The 18727-nt window shown below is 51.2% G+C and carries 12 protein-coding genes; all 12 read left to right on the top strand.

The features are described 5' to 3' along the window. The first annotated feature begins 189 nt into the window (after positions 1–189). The 12 genes from AC27K1_RS19720 (at position 190) to gcvP (ending at position 18617) form a co-directional block, all read left to right on the top strand. Positions 190–1038: a hypothetical protein gene (locus AC27K1_RS19720; RefSeq protein ID WP_487152508.1), complete on the top strand. Its 849-nt coding sequence runs from the start codon at positions 190–192 to the stop codon at positions 1036–1038. Between the two features lie 194 nt (positions 1039–1232). After that, positions 1233–2261, top strand: coding sequence for an extracellular solute-binding protein (locus AC27K1_RS19715; RefSeq protein ID WP_487152507.1), 1029 nt, complete (start codon positions 1233–1235; stop codon positions 2259–2261). Beyond that, entirely contained in the window at positions 2261–3949 is a 1689-nt protein-coding gene (locus AC27K1_RS19710) for an ABC transporter permease (RefSeq protein WP_487152506.1), read from the top strand. Before AC27K1_RS19715 ends, AC27K1_RS19710 begins: the two co-directional genes overlap by 1 nt. Positions 3950–4549: 600 nt before the next feature. Further along, positions 4550–5908, top strand: coding sequence for a type II secretion system protein (locus tag AC27K1_RS19705; RefSeq protein WP_487152505.1), 1359 nt, complete (start codon positions 4550–4552; stop codon positions 5906–5908). A 184-nt stretch (positions 5909–6092) separates the two neighbouring features. Beyond that, positions 6093–9602, top strand: a complete 3510-nt coding sequence (locus tag AC27K1_RS19700) for an FG-GAP-like repeat-containing protein (RefSeq protein WP_487152504.1) — start codon at positions 6093–6095, stop codon at positions 9600–9602. Positions 9603–9610: 8 nt separating this feature from the next. Next, a complete protein-coding gene (locus AC27K1_RS19695; RefSeq protein ID WP_487152503.1) occupies positions 9611–10645 on the top strand; it encodes a cytochrome-c peroxidase in 1035 nt (344 codons plus the stop codon). Between the two features lie 263 nt (positions 10646–10908). Continuing rightward, positions 10909–12771 carry a hypothetical protein gene (locus tag AC27K1_RS19690; protein WP_487152502.1) on the top strand — a complete coding sequence of 621 codons (1863 nt, stop codon included), beginning with the start codon at positions 10909–10911 and terminating at the stop codon, positions 12769–12771. Between the two features lie 62 nt (positions 12772–12833). After that, positions 12834–13718, top strand: a complete 885-nt coding sequence (locus AC27K1_RS19685) for a hypothetical protein (RefSeq protein ID WP_487152501.1) — start codon at positions 12834–12836, stop codon at positions 13716–13718. 252 nt (positions 13719–13970) lie between these two features. Beyond that, positions 13971–15056 carry a glycine cleavage system aminomethyltransferase GcvT gene (gene gcvT, locus AC27K1_RS19680; RefSeq protein WP_487152500.1) on the top strand — a complete coding sequence of 362 codons (1086 nt, stop codon included), beginning with the start codon at positions 13971–13973 and terminating at the stop codon, positions 15054–15056. Positions 15057–15109: 53 nt separating this feature from the next. Continuing rightward, entirely contained in the window at positions 15110–15502 is a 393-nt protein-coding gene (gene gcvH, locus AC27K1_RS19675; protein WP_395179538.1) for a glycine cleavage system protein GcvH, read from the top strand. A gap of 17 nt (positions 15503–15519) precedes the next feature. Beyond that, positions 15520–15645, top strand: coding sequence for a hypothetical protein (locus AC27K1_RS19670; RefSeq protein ID WP_487152499.1), 126 nt, complete (start codon positions 15520–15522; stop codon positions 15643–15645). A gap of 77 nt (positions 15646–15722) precedes the next feature. Then, on the top strand, positions 15723–18617 hold the full coding sequence (gene gcvP, locus AC27K1_RS19665) for an aminomethyl-transferring glycine dehydrogenase (protein WP_487152498.1): 2895 nt from the start codon (positions 15723–15725) through the stop codon (positions 18615–18617). Positions 18618–18727: the final 110 nt, after the last annotated feature.

The raw sequence follows: 18727 nt of genomic DNA, 5'->3' as shown, positions 1-18727 counted from the left end.
AGCAAGGCAGTATGCCTTGCTAGACGAATACCCATTCTTTCTTTGTTTACGGCTTGACCAATGCTGTCAGTACTGTTGTCAATCTTGAGCTATGCCGCTCCGTTGCCTTTTGAATGTCGACTATAGTAGGCCGACCGTGCGTATCCATGTGGGTTGAAGAGACGAATGAATGTCGGAGGGAGTGGTAGTATGGACAGATCGTCACTGAAGGCTTTGTCCTGTGCAGCACTGTTGGCGATGATGTTGCAGGGATGTGGAAATAATGAGGAAGACGGACAGTCTCCCGTGCTGGATGAGCCCGCCGTTGAGCGTGAGGTGGTTGAGGTTATTGTTGAAAAGCCGGTACCAGTGCCTCCCAAAACGCCGGATTGCAATAACGCCACGGATTCCTCTGCTGCGACACGGGCCTGGTGCAAGGGGCTGGATGCCTGGAAACACAGCAAGGTGTTTGCCAGGGATGATAACCAGAAACGTGATGCGTTCATTAATTCCTATGGGCTGGGGCGACAGGATGCTGCCATGGCCAGTAATCCCCAATCCTTTTCCGGACAGCCCGTTGCTCAAGCCGGTTACCGGGCCGGTTATCAGGCGGTGGTAGCAGCGCAGGGTTTTGTCCATTACTCCTGTGATGAGGAATCGGACAATGAATACCTCGATCGCTGGTGCGAAGCCGCTGTCGCTTATAAAAGCAGTGGCCTGGGTTCTTCCGATAATGCCATTCTGCGCGGGCGCTATATTGACGGTTACATGTCAGGTCGGGCTATTGCCCTGACCATTCCCACCGCCATGGAGGTCATGTTCAGTGGTGAGACGAAAGCGGGTTCCCGGCAAGCGATTGCCGAACCATCTGCTATGAAAAGCAAGGCGGAACGAGCCTTTTATCAAGGCTTTGATGAAGGGCACAGAACGATGGTTGCACTGATTCAGGAATCCATCAACCAGGTGATGCAGCAGATGCCCCAGGGGATGGAAGCCATTCCCTCCATGCCAGGTATGGAGGGAATGATGCCAACGGAGCCATCCAAATCCACGCAATAACGCTTTAACGAGTCAACAAATCACTCCAACCACACCTCCCATGGATAAGCCGTACAGCCTAATCATGGGAGTTTATTCGTGTCGCTATACGGGATAGTCATTATTGACAATCAGCATATTGTTGTTGAGGTTACAAATGATAATGATTAACATTGCGCCACAATGCAGCAGTAGATGACGATAAGGTGATTGCAATGGGACTGGGGTTGAAAAAAACATTGACGGCGGCATTGCTCGCGTCAACCACATTGTTTGCAGGTCTTTCTGCATCGGTGGCTTCAGCGGCTGATGATGAGCTGGTGGTTTACTCTTCACGCAATGAAGAACTGATCAAGCCCCTGTTTGATCTATATACCAAGAAGACCGGTGTCAAAATCCGTTATATCACCGACAAGGATGCCCCCCTGATTGCCCGTCTTGAAGCCGAAGGCAAGACCACCCCGGCCGATATGCTGATTACCGTGGATGCCGGTAACCTCTGGCAAGCCAAGGAAAAGGGCATTCTGCAGCCCTATACCTCCGAAACACTGCAAAAGAATATTCCTGCCCACCTGCGGGACCCTGACAATAACTGGTATGGCATGTCCGTTCGTGCCCGTACCATGGTCTATGCCAGTGATCGTATAAAGCCCGAACAGCTCTCTTCCTATGAAGACCTGGCGGATCCCAAGTGGGAAGGCCGCTTGTGCCTGCGTACGTCCAAGAAGGTGTACAACCAGTCACTGGTCGCCACCATGATCGACCGCCTGGGTGAACCCGGTAGTGAAAAAGTGGTGAAGGGCTGGGTGCATAACCTGGCTATGCCGGTCTTCTCCAATGACACCAAGGCCATGGAAGCGGTTGCGAGTGGCATCTGTGATGTCACCATCGTAAATACCTATTACTTTGGTCGCCTGTTGAAGCAAAAGCCGGATACCAACCTGAAGCTTTTCTGGGCTAACCAGAACGGCAGTGGTGTGCATGTGAATGTGTCAGGTGCCGGTATTACCCGGTATGCCAAGCATCCGGAAGCCGCTGCCAAACTGCTGGAATGGATGAGCACGCCGGAAGCCCAGCGGATCCTGGCTGACAGCAATATGGAATACCCGGCCAATGCCGATGTTCAGCCTTCTTCTGAAGTTTCTGCGTGGGGTCATTTCAAACAGGATAACCTGAATGTAGAAACTGCTGGCCGGTTGCAGTCTGAAGCTATCCAGCTGATGGACCGGGCCAAGTACAACTGATGCTATCCTCCGGAACCTTTTCATTTCCGGATCCTGAGCGCTCGCCCCTCCCGGGCGGGCGTTCTGCATTTCGGGATATCCTGCACCGCGTCTCTGGCTGGCGGTTGATTGCATTGGCCATCGCCGCCTGTGTTGCGATTCCGGTTATTGTCCTGTTGCTGAGCTGGGGGGATATCCAGACAGATATCTGGCGTCATCTGCTCGAAACACAGTTGGGGCGCCTGCTATCCAATACAGCGATATTGGTTGTGGGGGTTGGTGTCGGAGTGACCATACTGGGGGTGGCGCTGGCCGCGTTGGTGACGCTCTGTGAATTTCCCGGTCGCAAGTGGCTGGATTGGGCATTGATTCTGCCTTTTGCCATTCCTGCCTATGTCTTGGCGTTTGTTTACCTGGGTGTGTTTGATTTCAGCGGCCCGTTTCAGAACTGGCTTCGATCGGTGGTGCCCGGATTTACCTGGGTGGATATCCGGGGGCCTGCCGGGATGATCACCACACTGGTGCTGGTGTTTTATCCCTATGTTTACATGCTCGCTCGTACCGCTTTTTTACGGCAGGGGCGCAGTACGCTGGAAGCTGCACGGTTACTGGGGCTGTCACCATTGAAGGCCTTTTTCAGGGTAACACTGCCAATGGCGCGCCCGGCCATTGCCGGCGGTGTCGCTCTGGCGCTGATGGAAACCATGGCGGATTTTGGCGCCGTTTCCGTGTTTAACTATGACACCCTGACGACCGCGATTTACAAGACCTGGTACGGTTTTTTTAACCTGCAGGCTGCCGCGCAGTTGGCTTCTCTCCTGCTGCTGTTGATCTTCCTGTTGCTTTCTGCAGAACGCTGGAGCCGTGGACGTGCCCGGTATACCTGCCATGAGCGACAGCAGCCACTTTCAAGAACCCGGCTGACAGGCGCTAAAGCCTGGCTGGCAAGTACTGCGTGCCTGATGGTTTTTACACTGGCCTTTGTGATACCCGTAGCCCAGTTGCTTTACTGGATTGCTACCAATGCCCTGCAGGATCTGAATGCACGATATCTGGAGCTGGCATTCAACACCTTGTTGTTGGCTGCATCTGCAGCGGGAATCACTGTGGTGTTAGCGCTGCTGCTGGTCTTTGCAGGCAGAATGCAGCCGGATCGGTGTGTTCTACGTTCAGTGAGAGTTGCGACAACCGGTTATGCCTTGCCCGGTTCGGTGCTGGCCGTAGGGGTCATGACGGCTTTCAGCTGGCTTGATCATGGTTTGGTTGCAACATTACAGGAAAGTCTGGGCATACCTGTACAGCAGGTCTTTCTGGGCAGCTGGATGGCTTTGGTGCTGGCCTATTGCATCCGTTTTCTTGCGGTGGCGTTTGAACCGCTATCCGGCAGTATTGCCCAGATACGTCCGGCTTTGCAGGAAGCGGCGAGGACGCTTGGCGCAGATTCTTTTGCCATTATTCGACGCGTTTATCTGCCGATGTTGGCACCCGGTGTATTAACGGCAGCGCTCCTGGTCTTTGTAGATGTGTTGAAAGAGATGCCCGCCACGCTCCTTATGCGACCGTTTGGGTGGGACACCCTCGCCGTTCGTATTCACGAGATGACCTCGGAAGGGCATTGGGAGCGCGCAGCATTGCCAGCATTGACGCTCGTGATAGCGGGCTTTTTACCGGTTGTGTTGTTGGTTAGGCGTTCTGCCAGCAACGCATGATCAGATAATGTCGCCTGTAGTCGCCTTAAGCGATTTGCAGGCGGCGTCAGCCATACCCTGTCGTTTTAGATGTAGCGTTTCCAGCCGGAATGTTTTTTTGGGCAGCATTGAATACTTCCCGATTCTTTGGAAGTGCTGCTTAAGTTGGGCAAATCAGCGGTATAAATCATTTCAGGGATCAAATGTCCATCCATGACGGGCAGCAGACAATACGGAAGGTGGTTGTGTTGTCTTGTCACTGTTTTCTGGTCAATAGTGTCGCTAATGATGACGGTGACGTTCGAAGTGCAGAAGCCGCTAATGAACAGGGTGATGCTTTACGGGGGCTAACGGGCGTATCACCTGATCGTTATTTCAGACACCAGATTATGTGGTGGTCAAGATGTTGCGTATTATCAGGCTTGATGGCAATGAGGAACATTTTACGAACCTGCCGGTCAATCAGATGCTGGTATTACGACAGGAGGCTCGGTCATCTCAATAAGGGATGCATTGGCGGGTCGCTTTACTTCTGGTGGGATGTCTATCTAGATTAATAATTATCACAATCATAACGCGTTGAGTAGCCGTCTTATGTCTCATGGAGGGGCCAGGACTATCGTGAAACAGAGCACGTTACTGGCAAAGGGTTACAGCCTGATTGAAATGATGTTTGCGGTATTGATCGTTGCGGTGATTCTTGCCTATGCCCTTTATGCATATCAGGACTTCACTGATAAGGCAAAACTTCAGGAAGCTACGCGCTTAGCCTATGAAATCAGGCAGGGTATTGATGCGCATGTCACAGCGAAGCGTGGATTTCCCGCGCCAACCAATAGAACATATGTGAACATGGAGTATGTAGAGCGGGCACAAACACAACAGGATAATGACGATACCTACCGTATTAATGTTTATTTCAAAAGAGACGCCTTTTCGGGGAGTTCAACACAAAAGGTGTTTACACTCTATGGCAATCTGATCGATAACCAGATGGACTGGCATGAGTGTGATGATACCTGTGTCAAGAATCCCGTTGACATCCCTCCAGCAATGCCTCTTCCTCCTTCATCCAATCAGGGAATTGTCACCACCGGTGGCCCCATAACGCCTTCCATTAACATCACTGAAGCTTATGGTAAGACCCAGGTGGTGATTAAGTTCAAGGGTGGGAATGCTCTTGACGGAGCAATAAGAGCAAATATCCGGGCGAGAAAGCTAGGGGAGTATGTCAACAAGATTGGTGCAAGGCAGTATTATGGACTTGAAGACTACACCCTTCCGGGTGGAGAGCATCCTTTTAGTGTCATTACCGCTGAGCTGGAGCAGTACGACAGCAAGAAAGACGCATGGGTGAAGGTGTGGTCAAAAAATGTGAAGCCCGCTCCCCGCGGTCGTGATGTCAGGTATGAGTTCTTTGAGACGATACCGACCCAATGGAAACCGAATCCGGATATTCCCTACGTTGGAAACCCGCCAACAATCACTTATCCAGGAGATGACTGGGATGGTGAAGGCAACCCCAACCCCGGTGGCGGTGACTTTATGCCAGATCCAGAAAAGGAGATATTTGACTGGAGGACAACGCATGTCTACGTCTCTAACTATGGCATGTGGATTTCCAAGGTTTATTACCAGGTTAAGCCCCAGGGTAGTGATGACTGGAGCAAAATGCGCAAGATGGAAGGTTCGGAGCTTACGAAGAACGAAGTGGGGCACATTAAAATTGAAAGCGATAGAGGACACTTAAATCCCATCAAGAAAATAAAAATTACGGTCAAGGGATATGTTGCGGGTTCAGGCTGGGAGGCGGGTATCATTCATAAGTTACGTCATGTCGATGATTTTGAATTAGTTCCAGCTGGCTACGAGGACGACAAGCATATTTGTTTCAATCTCCATGGTGGGGCTTACAGAACCCATAGGGTGGAAGGCCCGAAAGAAAATTGTATTAAGGAACGTTACGATATATTCAAATGATGTGACTGAGGATGTTCAGGGGAAGGCATTATACCTTCCCCCTCTCGGCATTTAGTCCAAAGGAACTGGTTGATAGATAAAAAATGGAATCACCAGTCAGTATGAGTGTTCACGTTAACAGCTGCGTTATGAGATGGACTCAATATGTTAAAAGCAAATACTCAGATGTATGGTGCCATTATGAATGCAGTCACCAAATACTATTCGAATAATGGATATCTTTGAGTATGGAAGTCATGCTGCAGTAAAACGAGGTATTCAATCATGTCTTCTGGTTGGATGCGTATCGTTTTGTCCTGATGCTGAAGCCAATGGAGATTGGCAAAAGTCCACCTTTCCATCCAGTAGCGCTGTTAATGTTGGCTTTGATGATCGGTCAAGTGATGATCGTTTCAGAAAATACCTTCGCAATCGCATTGCCGAGCCTGGTGGATTGCCAGATGAATCGGTTAATAACCGCCAGTTACCCTCTATCCATCGTTCCAGACAGGCCCAGCTAGGGCGGGAACTCTTTTTCAGCAAAAGCCTCAGCGGTGATTTCGATGTTGCCTGTGCCAGCTGTCATGATCCACGCCTGGGTGGTGCGGATGGTTTGTCATTGCCGGTGGGTGTCGGTGCCATTGAGCCTGATATTGTGGGGCCAGGTCGTCGCCATGACGGGAACTATCGTATCGACCCGGAGGCTGACGGTGGACCCAATGTAGAGAGGAACTCCCCAACCACGTTTAACATAGCCTTTTATGACCATGCTTTTTTTTATGATGGTCGGGTTGAAGCCATAGATCGCTATTTTGGTATTTATCGAGCTGCTGAGGCACCCGCCCATAATGGTCAGAATGAAGTCATCAGAACGCCGGATAGTCTTTTTGGCGGCAAGGATCCTGAAGCCGGAGCCAATCTGACAGAAGCACAGAGTCGTTTCCCGGTGGTAGCTCTCAATGAAATGCGGGGCTTTTCTGCACCACTCAGGGGAGAGCATCACGCCGTCAGGGAATACCTGGAAAAACGCCTGCAGGGGAAAACCGGTGAATTAGCGGTTAACCGCTGGCCCGCACTGTTCCGATGGGCATTTGAACAACCTGATGCTTCAGCAGAATCTGTTATTACCTACGCAAATATTGCGCGGGCGCTGGCGGAATACCAGCGTTCCCAGGTGTTTATTGATACGCCCTGGCGCCGTTGGTTGGCGGGAGAAGGAACCATCAGCCAGGCAGCGAAGAAGGGCGCTTTCCTGTTTTATACACCGTTACAGGAAGGGGGCGCCCAGTGTTACCAATGCCATGGCGGTGAATTTTTCACGGATGAGAAATACCACAACCTGGCCATCCCCCAGTTTGGTCGGGGCAAGGTGGTGCATGAGCGAGACCTGGGTCGCTATGGTGCGACCCGCCGGCTTCAGGACATGTATGCATTCCGTACGCCCAGCCTGCTGAATGTGACAGAAACCGCTCCGTATGGGCATACCGGGGCTTTTACCTCTCTGACCGAAATTATTCGACACCACCTGAATCCTGAACAATCGCTGGTGAACTATGACTTCAGCCTCCAGCACCTCCCACAGTTTGAAGGCCTTGATGTGGCCTATCCCATGGCCAAAGCCAACACCTATGACGCTTTGAAGCAGCTGCAAACCAGCAGCGACTTCTGGTCTGAGGCGGATAAGCGTGCAGCAAGAGCCTTATCTGATGAGTCCATTGGTTACCTGGTTGCTTTTCTCAACACGTTGACGGATCCCTGCATTACGGACAGCGATTGTCTGGCCCCCTGGCTTCCCCAAGGCGAGTCACTCGATGATCAACGTTTGAATGCCCGTATTCCCAAAGTTTTTGATAACCACAAGGTGCTGCCATCAATAACGGCTGAAGAGAAAGTAACCGCTGGTGTTCTGCCTGATCTCGGTACCGTGCCAGCATGGAATGTTAACTGTCAGATCAAGCCTGCTGGTGAACACGGACAGGGCTTTACTGAAGTGGCGTTGCAAAGCGGTCTGAATACTCACAGAGAGATCAGCGTGATGGCGCAGAAGGGAGGGGTCATCCATAACTTCGGAGCCACCATCACCCGGCTGATCATGCATGGCGGCATGGCTGTTGGCGACATAAATGGCGACTGTTTGACCGACCTGATTCTGGACCAGGGAGATCAGAAAGCTGCAGCAGTGATGATCAATCAGGGCGGAGGTGTTTTCAGCCCGCCAGCGGATAACTGGGGAATCGACACCCATCATGATTTGACCGGCGCCGCCCTGGTGGACCTGAATGGTGATGGTTGGCTCGACCTGTTTACCGGCAGCAGGAATGCCAATGAACCGATGGTTTTTCTGAACAATGGCAGGGAACAGTTCCTGCCGGTCAGCCGGGCTGGCTTCAAGGTCGGACGCGCCACAGTAGGTGCAGGTTTCGGTGATGTAGATGGTGACGGTGATCTGGATGCCTGGCTGGCCCACTGGGATATGGATGAAGGGGCGGAAGAAGAACACCTCTGGCGCAACGATGGCCGGGGGCTTTTTGCCGGCATGGCACGTGACTATGGCGTTGTTGGCCAGATCGGCGAACGGGACTTTGTGTTTACACCCAATTTTGCTGATCTGAATAATGACCGGAGACCTGACCTGGCGTTGGCCAGTGATTTTCTGACCAGTCAGTACTTCATTAACCAGACGGGCAAAAAGCTGGAGAATCAAACGGACAAAGCCGTGATTCGTGATGAGAATGGCATGGGGGCAGCGATTGGTGATTTCGACAATGACGGTAATCTTGACTGGTTCGTGACCAGCATTTTTGTTCCGGAAGGGCAGGATGATACACCAACAGAGGGATTTGGTTGGGGCTTTCAGGGAAACCGGCTCTACCGGAATATGGGGGAGCATCAGGGAAAATTACGGTTTGAGGATGTGACCGAAACGTCGGGAGTGGCAGATGGCGGCTGGGGATGGGGCAGCTGTGCAGCGGATTTCAACAACGATGGCTGGCTCGATATCTTCCATGCCAATGGCTTTTATATTGATCTACGTGAAACCCGGCCGGATCTGCGTTACCTGTTGACGTTGCTGGAGGTCGATGATTTCGTCCTGGATGATCGATATGAGACATTTACGGCGCTTAAGGACAGTCTGACAGTACCCTTATCAGAAACACAGCTGGTGGATCTTGAAGAATTCTATTACCTCTCTCTGTTTCGAGAGGCTTTCCTGGGTAAAGCGGGCGGATTTAAAGATCAGCAATCCCGACTGTTTATTAACCAACGGGATGGCACGTTCCGCGATATGGCTCGTGAGTACGGGGTGACAGATCGGGGGCAGGGACGAGGTGTCAGCTGCCTGGACTATGACCGTGATGGCGATGTTGATCTGCTGGTTGCCAACAACACCGGTCGAGTCATGCTCTATCGAAACAATATGCATGGGCAGGATAGCGATAACACCCATTTCCTGACGGTCAGGTTGCTGGGTGATGCGCCTAACAGGCATGGTATTGGCGCGCGGATTTATTTGCACAGTAAATCTGGCCAGCAGATGCGGGAAGTTAGGGTCGGAAATAACTATATGTCCCAGAATCCACTGGATAGCCATTTTGGTTTGGGGACTGATGATGAGGTTTTACTGCTGCGGATTGTATGGCCCGATGGCAGTGAGCAATTATTAAAGGATATTGCGGTTAACCAGATGCTTGTGATCAGGAAAACAAGACAATAATTATTGATATGCAAAATAAAGCGATTGTGTTGGTTACTGGTTTGGCCGGTGCGGTGATTGGCAGCCTGATGACGTTCTATTTCACGAAGCCAGAAGATCGTTTTACGATTCCCGAATTGCCGGACGGTTTCCGGGCTTTTGAAATTCCCTATGATAACCAGCTGACTCAGGCACGGGTGGAGCTGGGAAAAAAGCTCTTTTATGACCCTGTTCTCAGTGCGGATTACTCGATGTCCTGCAGTTCCTGTCATGAGCCGTCACTGGCGTTTTCTGACCCCAGGCGCTTACCCATATCGACAGGCATCAATAATCACCCCGGTTTTCGCAATGCGCCGACACTGACGAATGTGGCCTTTCATCCCGCCCTTTTTTGGGATGGCGGGGCGCATACCCTGGAGATTCAGGCGCGTAGTCCCATTGAGGATCCGGAAGAGATGGGGCTCAAAATCGAGGAGGCTGCTGATCGTCTGAACAGGGATAGTGTGTATGTTGAAATGAGCCAGAAAGCCTATGGCAGGGCGCCAGACCCATCTGTCATCGTCAGGGCACTTGCTACCTTTCAGCGGACCCTGATCAGCACACAGTCACAGTTTGACGATTTCCTGTACCGAGGTGATAAAAGCGCTCTTTCTTCCAGGGAAATGAAAGGCTTGCAGCTTTTCAATGGGAAGGCACAATGTTATCGCTGTCATTATGGGGAAAACCTGACAGTCTACGGGTATTACAACATCGGTTTACCGGGGGCGAATGAAGACCCCGATCCGGGCTTGATGCGTATTACTGGCAGCGAAGATGATCGCGGTAAATTCAGAACGCCGACATTGCGTAATGTTGCACTGACCGGGCCTTATATGCATAACGGCAGTATGGAAACACTGGAGGAAGTGGTTAGTCATTTTAACAGCGGTGGTATTGATGTCAGCAATAAAACAAACTTGATGCATCCATTGGGGCTTACTGATGATGAACAAAATGCAATAGTGGCCTTTCTTAAAACACTGACGGATGAAGCATTTATCACCAATCCTGACTTTTTTCCTTGAATACGAAGTAATTGATGCAAAATGCTGCTGATTAGGTTTTTGCGGATGCTACATTTTTTAATGGTTTAATGTTGGTCTTTAATATCGGTTTGGATGTCGATAGGGTGGTATGAAAATAAATTAAGAGTCTTGGTTTTCATTGGTTTTGTGTTTCATTATCTGTTATTGCGTGTAACTGAAAGGTTACCTCTGATTGTGAACTTCATCAATAATCTTTATGTCAGTAGTGTAGTATTGTTGATTAATTTATTGGACGTTGTTTTATGAAAAAAGTAGGGCATGGATCAGATCCGGGGGCATCATCGTCAGGTTTTCATACTGAGGTGAGCCAAGAGTCAAAGAAAGATGATAATGGACATCGTTTAGATGTGGCTTCTGTAGAATCAACAAAAGGTCTGCGAAGTGAAAGTGGAGCTCCTGGTGCGTCGGATCTGGATTTGCAGAGTATGGAGGTTGATACACAGCCTGTTGGAGTCGATGAAACTTTGCTGATGAAGAATCTAAGGGTTGGTGAAAGTACCAGTGGTTCGGATAGACCGATGGCGGAATTTCCAAGTGAAATTTATGGACCACCAGGGCAGAGTGTTTCTGATGAAACGGCAGCCAGTGCTGGTCAAGTAAGAGTTGCAGAGTTTAAGAGAAGGCGTGAAATGGATTTGATTGCTGATACTGAGAGTCAGGAAGGAGCAGACAGAGGAGAGTTTCCACCAAGCAAAAAGCATAAGCCTATACCTAGACGTGTAGTTGTTCGTAGACCAAGTCCCGATGAAGATACAAATGTGTTGCTGGCGGCTGCGAACAACTATTTTAGTCTATTTTTTGAATGTTTAGGCTATAAAGTTAGTGAGCCAGATGAAAAATATACTGATTCAAAGATAAAACAGCTATTAGAACAGCATGAAAATAAAAGTCAGCTTGTTGAAGAATCTTTTCGACATGACGAAAAATATGGTTTGCAGGTTATGCACATGCTTTCTTCGGTCGGATACTCTGAGAGTATTGAGTACCTTTGGGGATTAATCAGTAATGAATTTAATGATCGTTTAGATCAGTTCCTGAATGCGGAAACAGATTTGGAAAAAATGACGCCGCTGATGTTTGCGTGTCGGGAAGGATATGAAAATACGGTTTCATTTTGGATTAGGCATGGGGCGGATTTGTTCAAAAAAGATAGGGGGTATGAAAGTTTTATTTTTTATCTTGTACGTTACTGTCTTGATTATAACTCAACGGTATTACTGGCGAAGCTGGGAGAATGGATCGCCAAGAGCTGTCCAGCTGTCAGTGAATACTTAGCTAAGCTTGAAAAAATTGTGAATGAACAAAATGATGCATCTGGATATCCGGTAATTTATGAGTGTTGTCTTGTTCGTTCTGAGGTGGGCGATAATGTTTTGCGTTTACTCCTGAAATCGGGTGCTGGTGTTTTATTGTCAGAATCAAGTGTGCATGGAACGTTTTTTCATTTGGCAGTTTTGAAAGAAAGAGGTGATGTGATTAGCCTCGTGGGAAGCTACCTTAAAGAGAAAGATGATGGCACGTTGGTTAAAGTGTGGGAGAAGGAAGATTCTGATAACCGAACAGTATGCCAATTGTTGCAACATAAAATATGTGAAGCTGCATTTTCCGAATCAGGCGCTTCTCGATTAAAACCTGTTTATGAAGCTGTTTTTAATCTAAATCCTGAAATTAAAGACGGGCTGAAAGACGAACTGGAACATCGCATGGATAGTACTGTGGAAGCTCGGCTGGAAGAAGAACTGCAACATCGCCTGATGGAAAGTGCGGATGAATCTCAGATGGAAGTAGAAGAGGAAGCCCCGACGGAAGTAGAAGAGGAAGCCCCGACGGAAGTAGAAGAGGAAGCCCCGACGGAAGTAGAAGAGGAAGCCCCGACGGAGGTAGAAGAGGAAGCCCCGACGGAAGTAGAAGAGGAAGCCCCGATGGAAGTAGAAAAGGAAGCCCCGACGGAAGTAGAAAAGGAAGCTCCGACGGAGGTAGAAGAGGAAGCCCCGACGGAGGTCGCTGGTATAAATACAAGCTTGAAAGATGTACTGGAAAAGGATCTGGAAGATGAGATGCAAGAGAAGCTAAATGTGGCACTAGAGATATTCAAATTAACTTAGCTATTGGGCGAGCTAATACGTGATTTTTTGTTTTATAAAAAACTGTTTCGCTGGAGTTTTTAATGGATCCTTCACAACCTGGAAAAGTACAGGATACTGTTAAACGTCAGCCCCAGCCTGAGGAGAGACAACGTCGTCCGGGTCAGCCTCAAGCTGTGTCTCCTGATGAAAGTTTGTCGCTTCACCAGGAAGGGGGTGAGTCAATGTCCGCTCAACCTGCCAGACGTGGAAGGTCTGCAACAGCTGTTGATGATCGGGGTTCACAATTTTCCCAATACCGGTCTCAGGAAAAATCAGCTGCTGATATCGAAGGATCCTCTGAAGAGGAGCTTGAAGCAATAGAGGACATTAGCAAAGGTGGTTTCAGGCACGTTGAGGATTTAGATGTAGTTTTGAAAACAAGAGAAGGACTAAGCACTGCCGACAGCACACGTATGAAGGAAAAAGAAATGCTGGAGCTGGAGGGTGCAGTTTCCCGGGTATTACTTGGCGCAACGGAATATCAAGGGAAAAGAAAACGATCGGTCAGCGAATCAATGACTGAAGTAGCAACATCTGTTAGTTCAGTCGTCAGGCCTGAGTCACCGACATATTCGTCTTTACCGATTGAGGCAGAAAGCATAGCGATTTTTGGACAACGCCAAACAGCGCATGAATATCAAGCGACTCGAGCGAAACAAAAGCGTCAGGATAGAAAAAAACATACCCCATATGGAAGATCGTTAAGTTATAGCCAGCCCTCGGATCGTAGTTCAGAACGGGGTGGATCGCAGAAACCTGAGTCAGGCTCACTTTCTCCAGATGCAAAGAAGTTTTCATCTTTACCTGGTGATCAGATGAGCACTTCCATGGAAGCAACCTCTATAGCTACCCCAAAAGCCAGCTCAGATGAAACCTTACCCACAAAAAAAGAGAAAGAAGAGCCTATGGAGACCGGGGATATTTGATTGGTGCCAGGCTTGCTACTCCCTGTCTTCCCAAGTTAGAGCGGTTTTCCGGTGGTATGTACGTTAATTGCGAAAAAAAGTATTGATCTGGATACGTGTTGTTGGTGAAAAAAACTCCAAATTTCGTTGATCTGCGCGGTTGTTCCCTATAAATCATCTGGTTAGAATGCCAGTCCCACTACGGTTGCTAGCAGAAAGACAGCCCTTTCCGACAAGGGCTTTCCTGTCACTATATATCGGGACGACAAGCACATGGGCAAGAAGACGGCGCTGTACGAAGCGCATCAGCAGGCCGGCGGTAAACTCGTGGATTTCGGCGGCTGGGATATGCCTCTCCATTACGGCTCTCAGGTTGAAGAGCACCACGCCGTGCGTCAGGACGCCGGCATGTTCGATGTTTCCCACATGACGGTCATTGATATTTCGGGTCAGGATGCCCGGGATTTCCTCCGCCACCTTCTCGCCAATGATGTCGACAAACTCACCACTCCCGGCAAGGCCCTCTACAGCGGCATGCTGAACCCCGAAGGCGGGGTGATTGACGACCTGATCGTCTATGGCATGGGCGACTGGTACCGCGTTGTCGTCAACTGCGCAACCCGTGAAAAAGATCTCGAATGGATGACCAGGCAGGCGGCTCGCTTTGAAGTCTCCCTGGAAGAACGTCCTGAAATGGCCATGATCGCCGTTCAGGGACCGAATGCCCGTGAAAAGGCGGCGCTGGCGGTGTCTGCAACCAAGGCTGAAGTGATCCGTGAACTGAAAGTCTTCCAGGGTATCGAAGTGGAAGGCTGGTTTATTGCCAGAACCGGTTACACCGGTGAAGACGGCCTGGAAATCGTGGTGCCGGAGAAAGAAGCGGAATCCTTCTGGAAAGCATTGCTGGAAGCCGGTGTCCGACCGGCAGGCCTCGGCGCCCGTGACACCCTGCGCCTTGAAGCCGGCATGAACCTGTACGGTTCCGACATGGACGAAAGCATCAGTCCACTGTCTGCTAATATGGGCTGGTGTGTGGCCTGGGAGCCGGCGGATCGTGATTTTATCGGTCGCTCTGCTCTGGAAGCCATCAAGGCGGATGGCCAGTATGACCGCCTGGTCGGCCTGGTGCTGGAAGGACGCGGTGTGCTGCGTCCCGGACAGAAAGTGATTGTGGAAGGTTTAGGGGAAGGGGTGATCACCAGCGGTACCTTCTCGCCCACCCTGGGGCATGCCATTGCCATGGCGCGGGTGCCTGCCGGCACCGGCAGCGAAGCGGTGGTGGATGTCCGTGGTAAATCCCTGCCGGTCCGGGTGATCAAGGCCGGTTTCGTTCGTAACGGTAAGAAAGTATTCGACTGACACCTGAGTGGCTCGAATTCTGTCAGGTAACGTAAAGCTAGAGGATTGGATTAATGAGCAGCATTCCTTCTGAACTGCGCTATGTCTCATCGCATGAATGGATCCGCATGGAAGAGGATGGCACCGTCACCATCGGTGTCACCGATCATGCCCAGGCATCGCTCGGCGACGTGGTGTTTGTTGAATTGCCGGAAGTGGGCTCCGAAGTCAGCGCGAACGATGAAGCCGGTGTGGTTGAGTCCGTAAAAGCGGCGTCTGACCTGTACGCGCCGCTGTCAGGTGAAGTTGTGGCGATTAACGAAGCGCTGGAAGAAGCCCCTGAGCTGGTGAACTCCGAGCCCTATGGCGAAGGCTGGTTCTTCCGCCTGAAGCCCAGCGACGAAGGTGAGCTGTCTGAACTGCTGGATGCAGACGCTTACGCAGAACTGTGTGAATCTGAAGAGTAAGAGGCTGGTTCTCCGCCATGCGTAATCCGGTTCTCTGTCCTGATGCTTCCCTCACCCTGATGGGGAAATGGTTAGACGAAGGTGATAGAGAATGTCTGTCCACAGGGCAGCCGTTGACCGGGATCAGCGATGGTCGTGATTGACTGGTAGGGATACAAAGCCTCGACGACTGTCGGGGCTTTGTTATTAATGGCATTGGTTTATTGGCTGGAATGTGCGAATGACTGCTGAACATGCGTCCCTGAAGGATCTGGAAAACAAGAACGAATTTATCCGTCGTCATATCGGTCCCGGTGAACAGGAGACGGCGGAAATCCTGGCCGAACTCGGCCTGGGCTCCCTGGAAGAGCTGCTCGACAACACCATCCCCGGCAGCATTTTGCAGGCCGAGGCGCCCAGGGTGGGTGAAGCCCATACAGAAGCGGAAACCCTGTCCTATCTGAAGAACATGCTGGCGAAGAACAAGATGTATCGCAGCTTCATCGGCATGGGCTACCACGATACGCTGACGCCGACCGTTATCCTGCGTAATGTCTTTGAGAATCCGGGCTGGTATACCGCGTATACCCCTTATCAGCCGGAAATCGCCCAGGGCCGGATGGAAGCCCTGGTGAACTTCCAGCAGCTGACCATGGACCTGACCGGTCTGGACCTGGCCAGCGCTTCCCTGCTGGATGAAGGTACCGCTGCCGGTGAAGCGCTTGGTCTGGCGCGCCGTGTCTCCAAGAACAAGAAGAGCAACCTGTTCTATATCGATGAAAACTGCCATCCGCAAACGATTGACGTGGTGAAAACCCGTGCGAAGGGTTTTGATGTCGATATCATCGTTGGGCCTGCCGCTGAAGCTGTGAACCACGACAGTTTCGGTGCGCTGATTGCTTACTCTGATACCTATGGCGAGATCCGCAATCCCCAGAGCCTGATCGCTGAACTGCAGGGACAGAAGTGTATCGTCTCCGTAGTAGCGGATATCATGAGCCTGATTTTGATGAAATCACCGGGCTCCCTGGGCGCTGATGTCGTACTGGGCAGTGCCCAGCGTTTCGGTGTGCCAATGGGCTACGGTGGCCCACACGCTGCGTTCTTTGCGACCAGCGAAACACACAAGCGCTCCTTGCCGGGCCGTGTGATCGGTGTTTCCATCGACCAACGTGGCAACAAGGGCTATCGCCTCGCCATGCAGACTCGTGAGCAGCACATCCGTCGTGAGAAGGCGACCAGTAACATCTGTACCGCTCAGGTTCTGCTGGCCAACATGGCCTCTTTCTATGCGGTTTACCATGGTCCGGAAGGACTGAAGAATATTGCGACCCGCATCCATCGTCTGACCGATATCCTGGCAGCTGGTCTGAAAGCCAAAGGCGTCACCCTGCAGAACGATACCTGGTTTGACACTATCACTCTGCAGGTGAAGGACAAGGCCGCCATCCTGGCGCGTGCCGATGCCCGCCAGGTTAACCTGCGTGTCTTTGAAGACAACCGCCTGAGTATCAGTCTGGATGAATGCACCACCCGTGACGATATTGTCAGCCTGTGGGATATCGTGCTGGGCGAAGGCCACGGTCTCAGTGTTGATACACTGGACAGCCAGATCACCTCAAAAGGTTCTGCTTCTATTCCAGCGGAACTGATGCGTGACGACGCCATCCTGACTCATCCGGTCTTCAACAGCTATCACTCTGAAACCGAGATGCTGCGCTACATCAAGCGCCTGGAAGATCGCGACCTGGCCCTGAATCATTCCATGATTCCGCTGGGCTCCTGCACCATGAAGCTCAACGCCACCACCGAAATGCTGCCGGTGACCTGGCCGGAGCTGGGCCGCATGCACCCGTTCGTGCCGGTTAAACAGTCTGAAGGCACCCGCCAGATGATCCGTGAGCTGGAAGAATACCTGGAAATTATCACCGGCTTTGATGCGGTGAGCATGCAGCCAAACTCCGGCGCCCAGGGTGAGTACGCGGGCCTGATGGCGATCCGTAACTACCTGGAAAGCATTGGTGAAGGACACCGGAATATCTGCCTGATTCCGGCGTCTGCGCACGGTACCAACCCGGCGTCTGCGGCGATGGCGGGTATGAAGGTTGTGGTCACGGCCTGCGATGAGAAGGGCAACGTTGATGTCGCCGATCTCAAGCAGAAAGCCGAAGACATGAAGGATAAGCTGGCTGCGCTGATGATCACCTATCCGTCCACCCATGGTGTGTACGAAGAAGGTATCCGTGAAATTTGTGACATCATCCACGCCAACGGTGGCCAGGTGTACATGGATGGTGCCAACATGAATGGCCAGGTGGGTGTCTCCAAGCCGGCGGAAATCGGTGCGGATGTGTCCCACTGGAACCTGCACAAGACCCTGTGCATTCCTCATGGTGGCGGTGGCCCGGGTATGGGACCGATCGGTATCAAGAAACACCTGATTCCTTTCGTTGCCAACCACAGTGTCATTAAGCTGGATGGACCGAATCCGGAAAGCACTGCAATCAGCGCCGCGCCCTGGGGCTCCGTTTCCATCCTGCCGATTCCGTGGGCGTATATCCGCATGATGGGCAGTGAAGGTATCCGCAAGTCTACCGCCGTGGCCCTGATGAACGCCAACTACCTGGCGAAGAAACTGGCTGAGTACTATCCAGTGCTGTACACCGGTCGGAATGGTCGCGTGGCGCACGAGTGCATCATCGATATCCGTCCGCTCAAGGCGGCCAGCGGTATCACCGAGGAAGATATCGCCAAGCGTCTGATGGACTTCGGTTTCCATGCGCCGACCATGAGCTTCCCGGTTGCCGGTACGCTGATGGTCGAGCCGACGGAAAGTGAGTCCAAGGCCGAGCTGGATCGTTTCATCGAAGCCATGGCGCAGATCCGTCATGAAATCGCCCGGGTTGAAAATGGTGAGCTGGATGCTGAAAACAATATGCTGGTAAGAGCGCCGCACACCCTGGCGGATATTCTGGATAACGAGTGGGATCGTCCCTACACCCGTGAAGAAGCCGCTTATCCGGTGCCGAGCGTTGCGCGCAGCAAGTTCTGGCCATCGGTCAACCGTGTCGACAACGTCTACGGTGACCGTCACCTGATGTGCAGCTGCCCGCCGGTAGAGAGTTATCAGGATTGATCATCAGGAGCTTGTTGATCAGCAGTGCGTAAATAGAAATGCCTCAGCAGTTAAGCGAATAAAATAGCTTGATTGCTGAGGTTTTTTATGCGTGTTTAGAGCGGTCAACT

It is taken from the genome of Kistimonas ophiarachnellae, assembly GCF_057552235.1.
The sequence above is the reverse complement of the archived record's forward strand: the minus strand, read 5'-3'. Positions and strand labels throughout refer to the sequence as shown.

Bases quoted from the DNA above. Each gene is read 5' to 3' on its own strand.
- AC27K1_RS19720 (WP_487152508.1), top strand. From the start codon at position 190: ATGGACAGATCGTCACTGAAGGCTTTGTCCTGTGCAGCACTGTTGGCG.
- AC27K1_RS19715 (WP_487152507.1), top strand. From the start codon at position 1,233: ATGGGACTGGGGTTGAAAAAAACATTGACGGCGGCATTGCTCGCGTCA.
- AC27K1_RS19710 (WP_487152506.1), top strand. From the start codon at position 2,261: ATGCTATCCTCCGGAACCTTTTCATTTCCGGATCCTGAGCGCTCGCCC.
- AC27K1_RS19700 (WP_487152504.1), top strand. From the start codon at position 6,093: ATGCAGTCACCAAATACTATTCGAATAATGGATATCTTTGAGTATGGA.
- AC27K1_RS19695 (WP_487152503.1), top strand. From the start codon at position 9,611: ATGCAAAATAAAGCGATTGTGTTGGTTACTGGTTTGGCCGGTGCGGTG.
- AC27K1_RS19690 (WP_487152502.1), top strand. From the start codon at position 10,909: ATGAAAAAAGTAGGGCATGGATCAGATCCGGGGGCATCATCGTCAGGT.
- AC27K1_RS19685 (WP_487152501.1), top strand. From the start codon at position 12,834: ATGGATCCTTCACAACCTGGAAAAGTACAGGATACTGTTAAACGTCAG.
- gcvT (WP_487152500.1), top strand. From the start codon at position 13,971: ATGGGCAAGAAGACGGCGCTGTACGAAGCGCATCAGCAGGCCGGCGGT.
- gcvH (WP_395179538.1), top strand. From the start codon at position 15,110: ATGAGCAGCATTCCTTCTGAACTGCGCTATGTCTCATCGCATGAATGG.
- AC27K1_RS19670 (WP_487152499.1), top strand. From the start codon at position 15,520: ATGCGTAATCCGGTTCTCTGTCCTGATGCTTCCCTCACCCTGATGGGG.
- gcvP (WP_487152498.1), top strand. From the start codon at position 15,723: ATGACTGCTGAACATGCGTCCCTGAAGGATCTGGAAAACAAGAACGAA.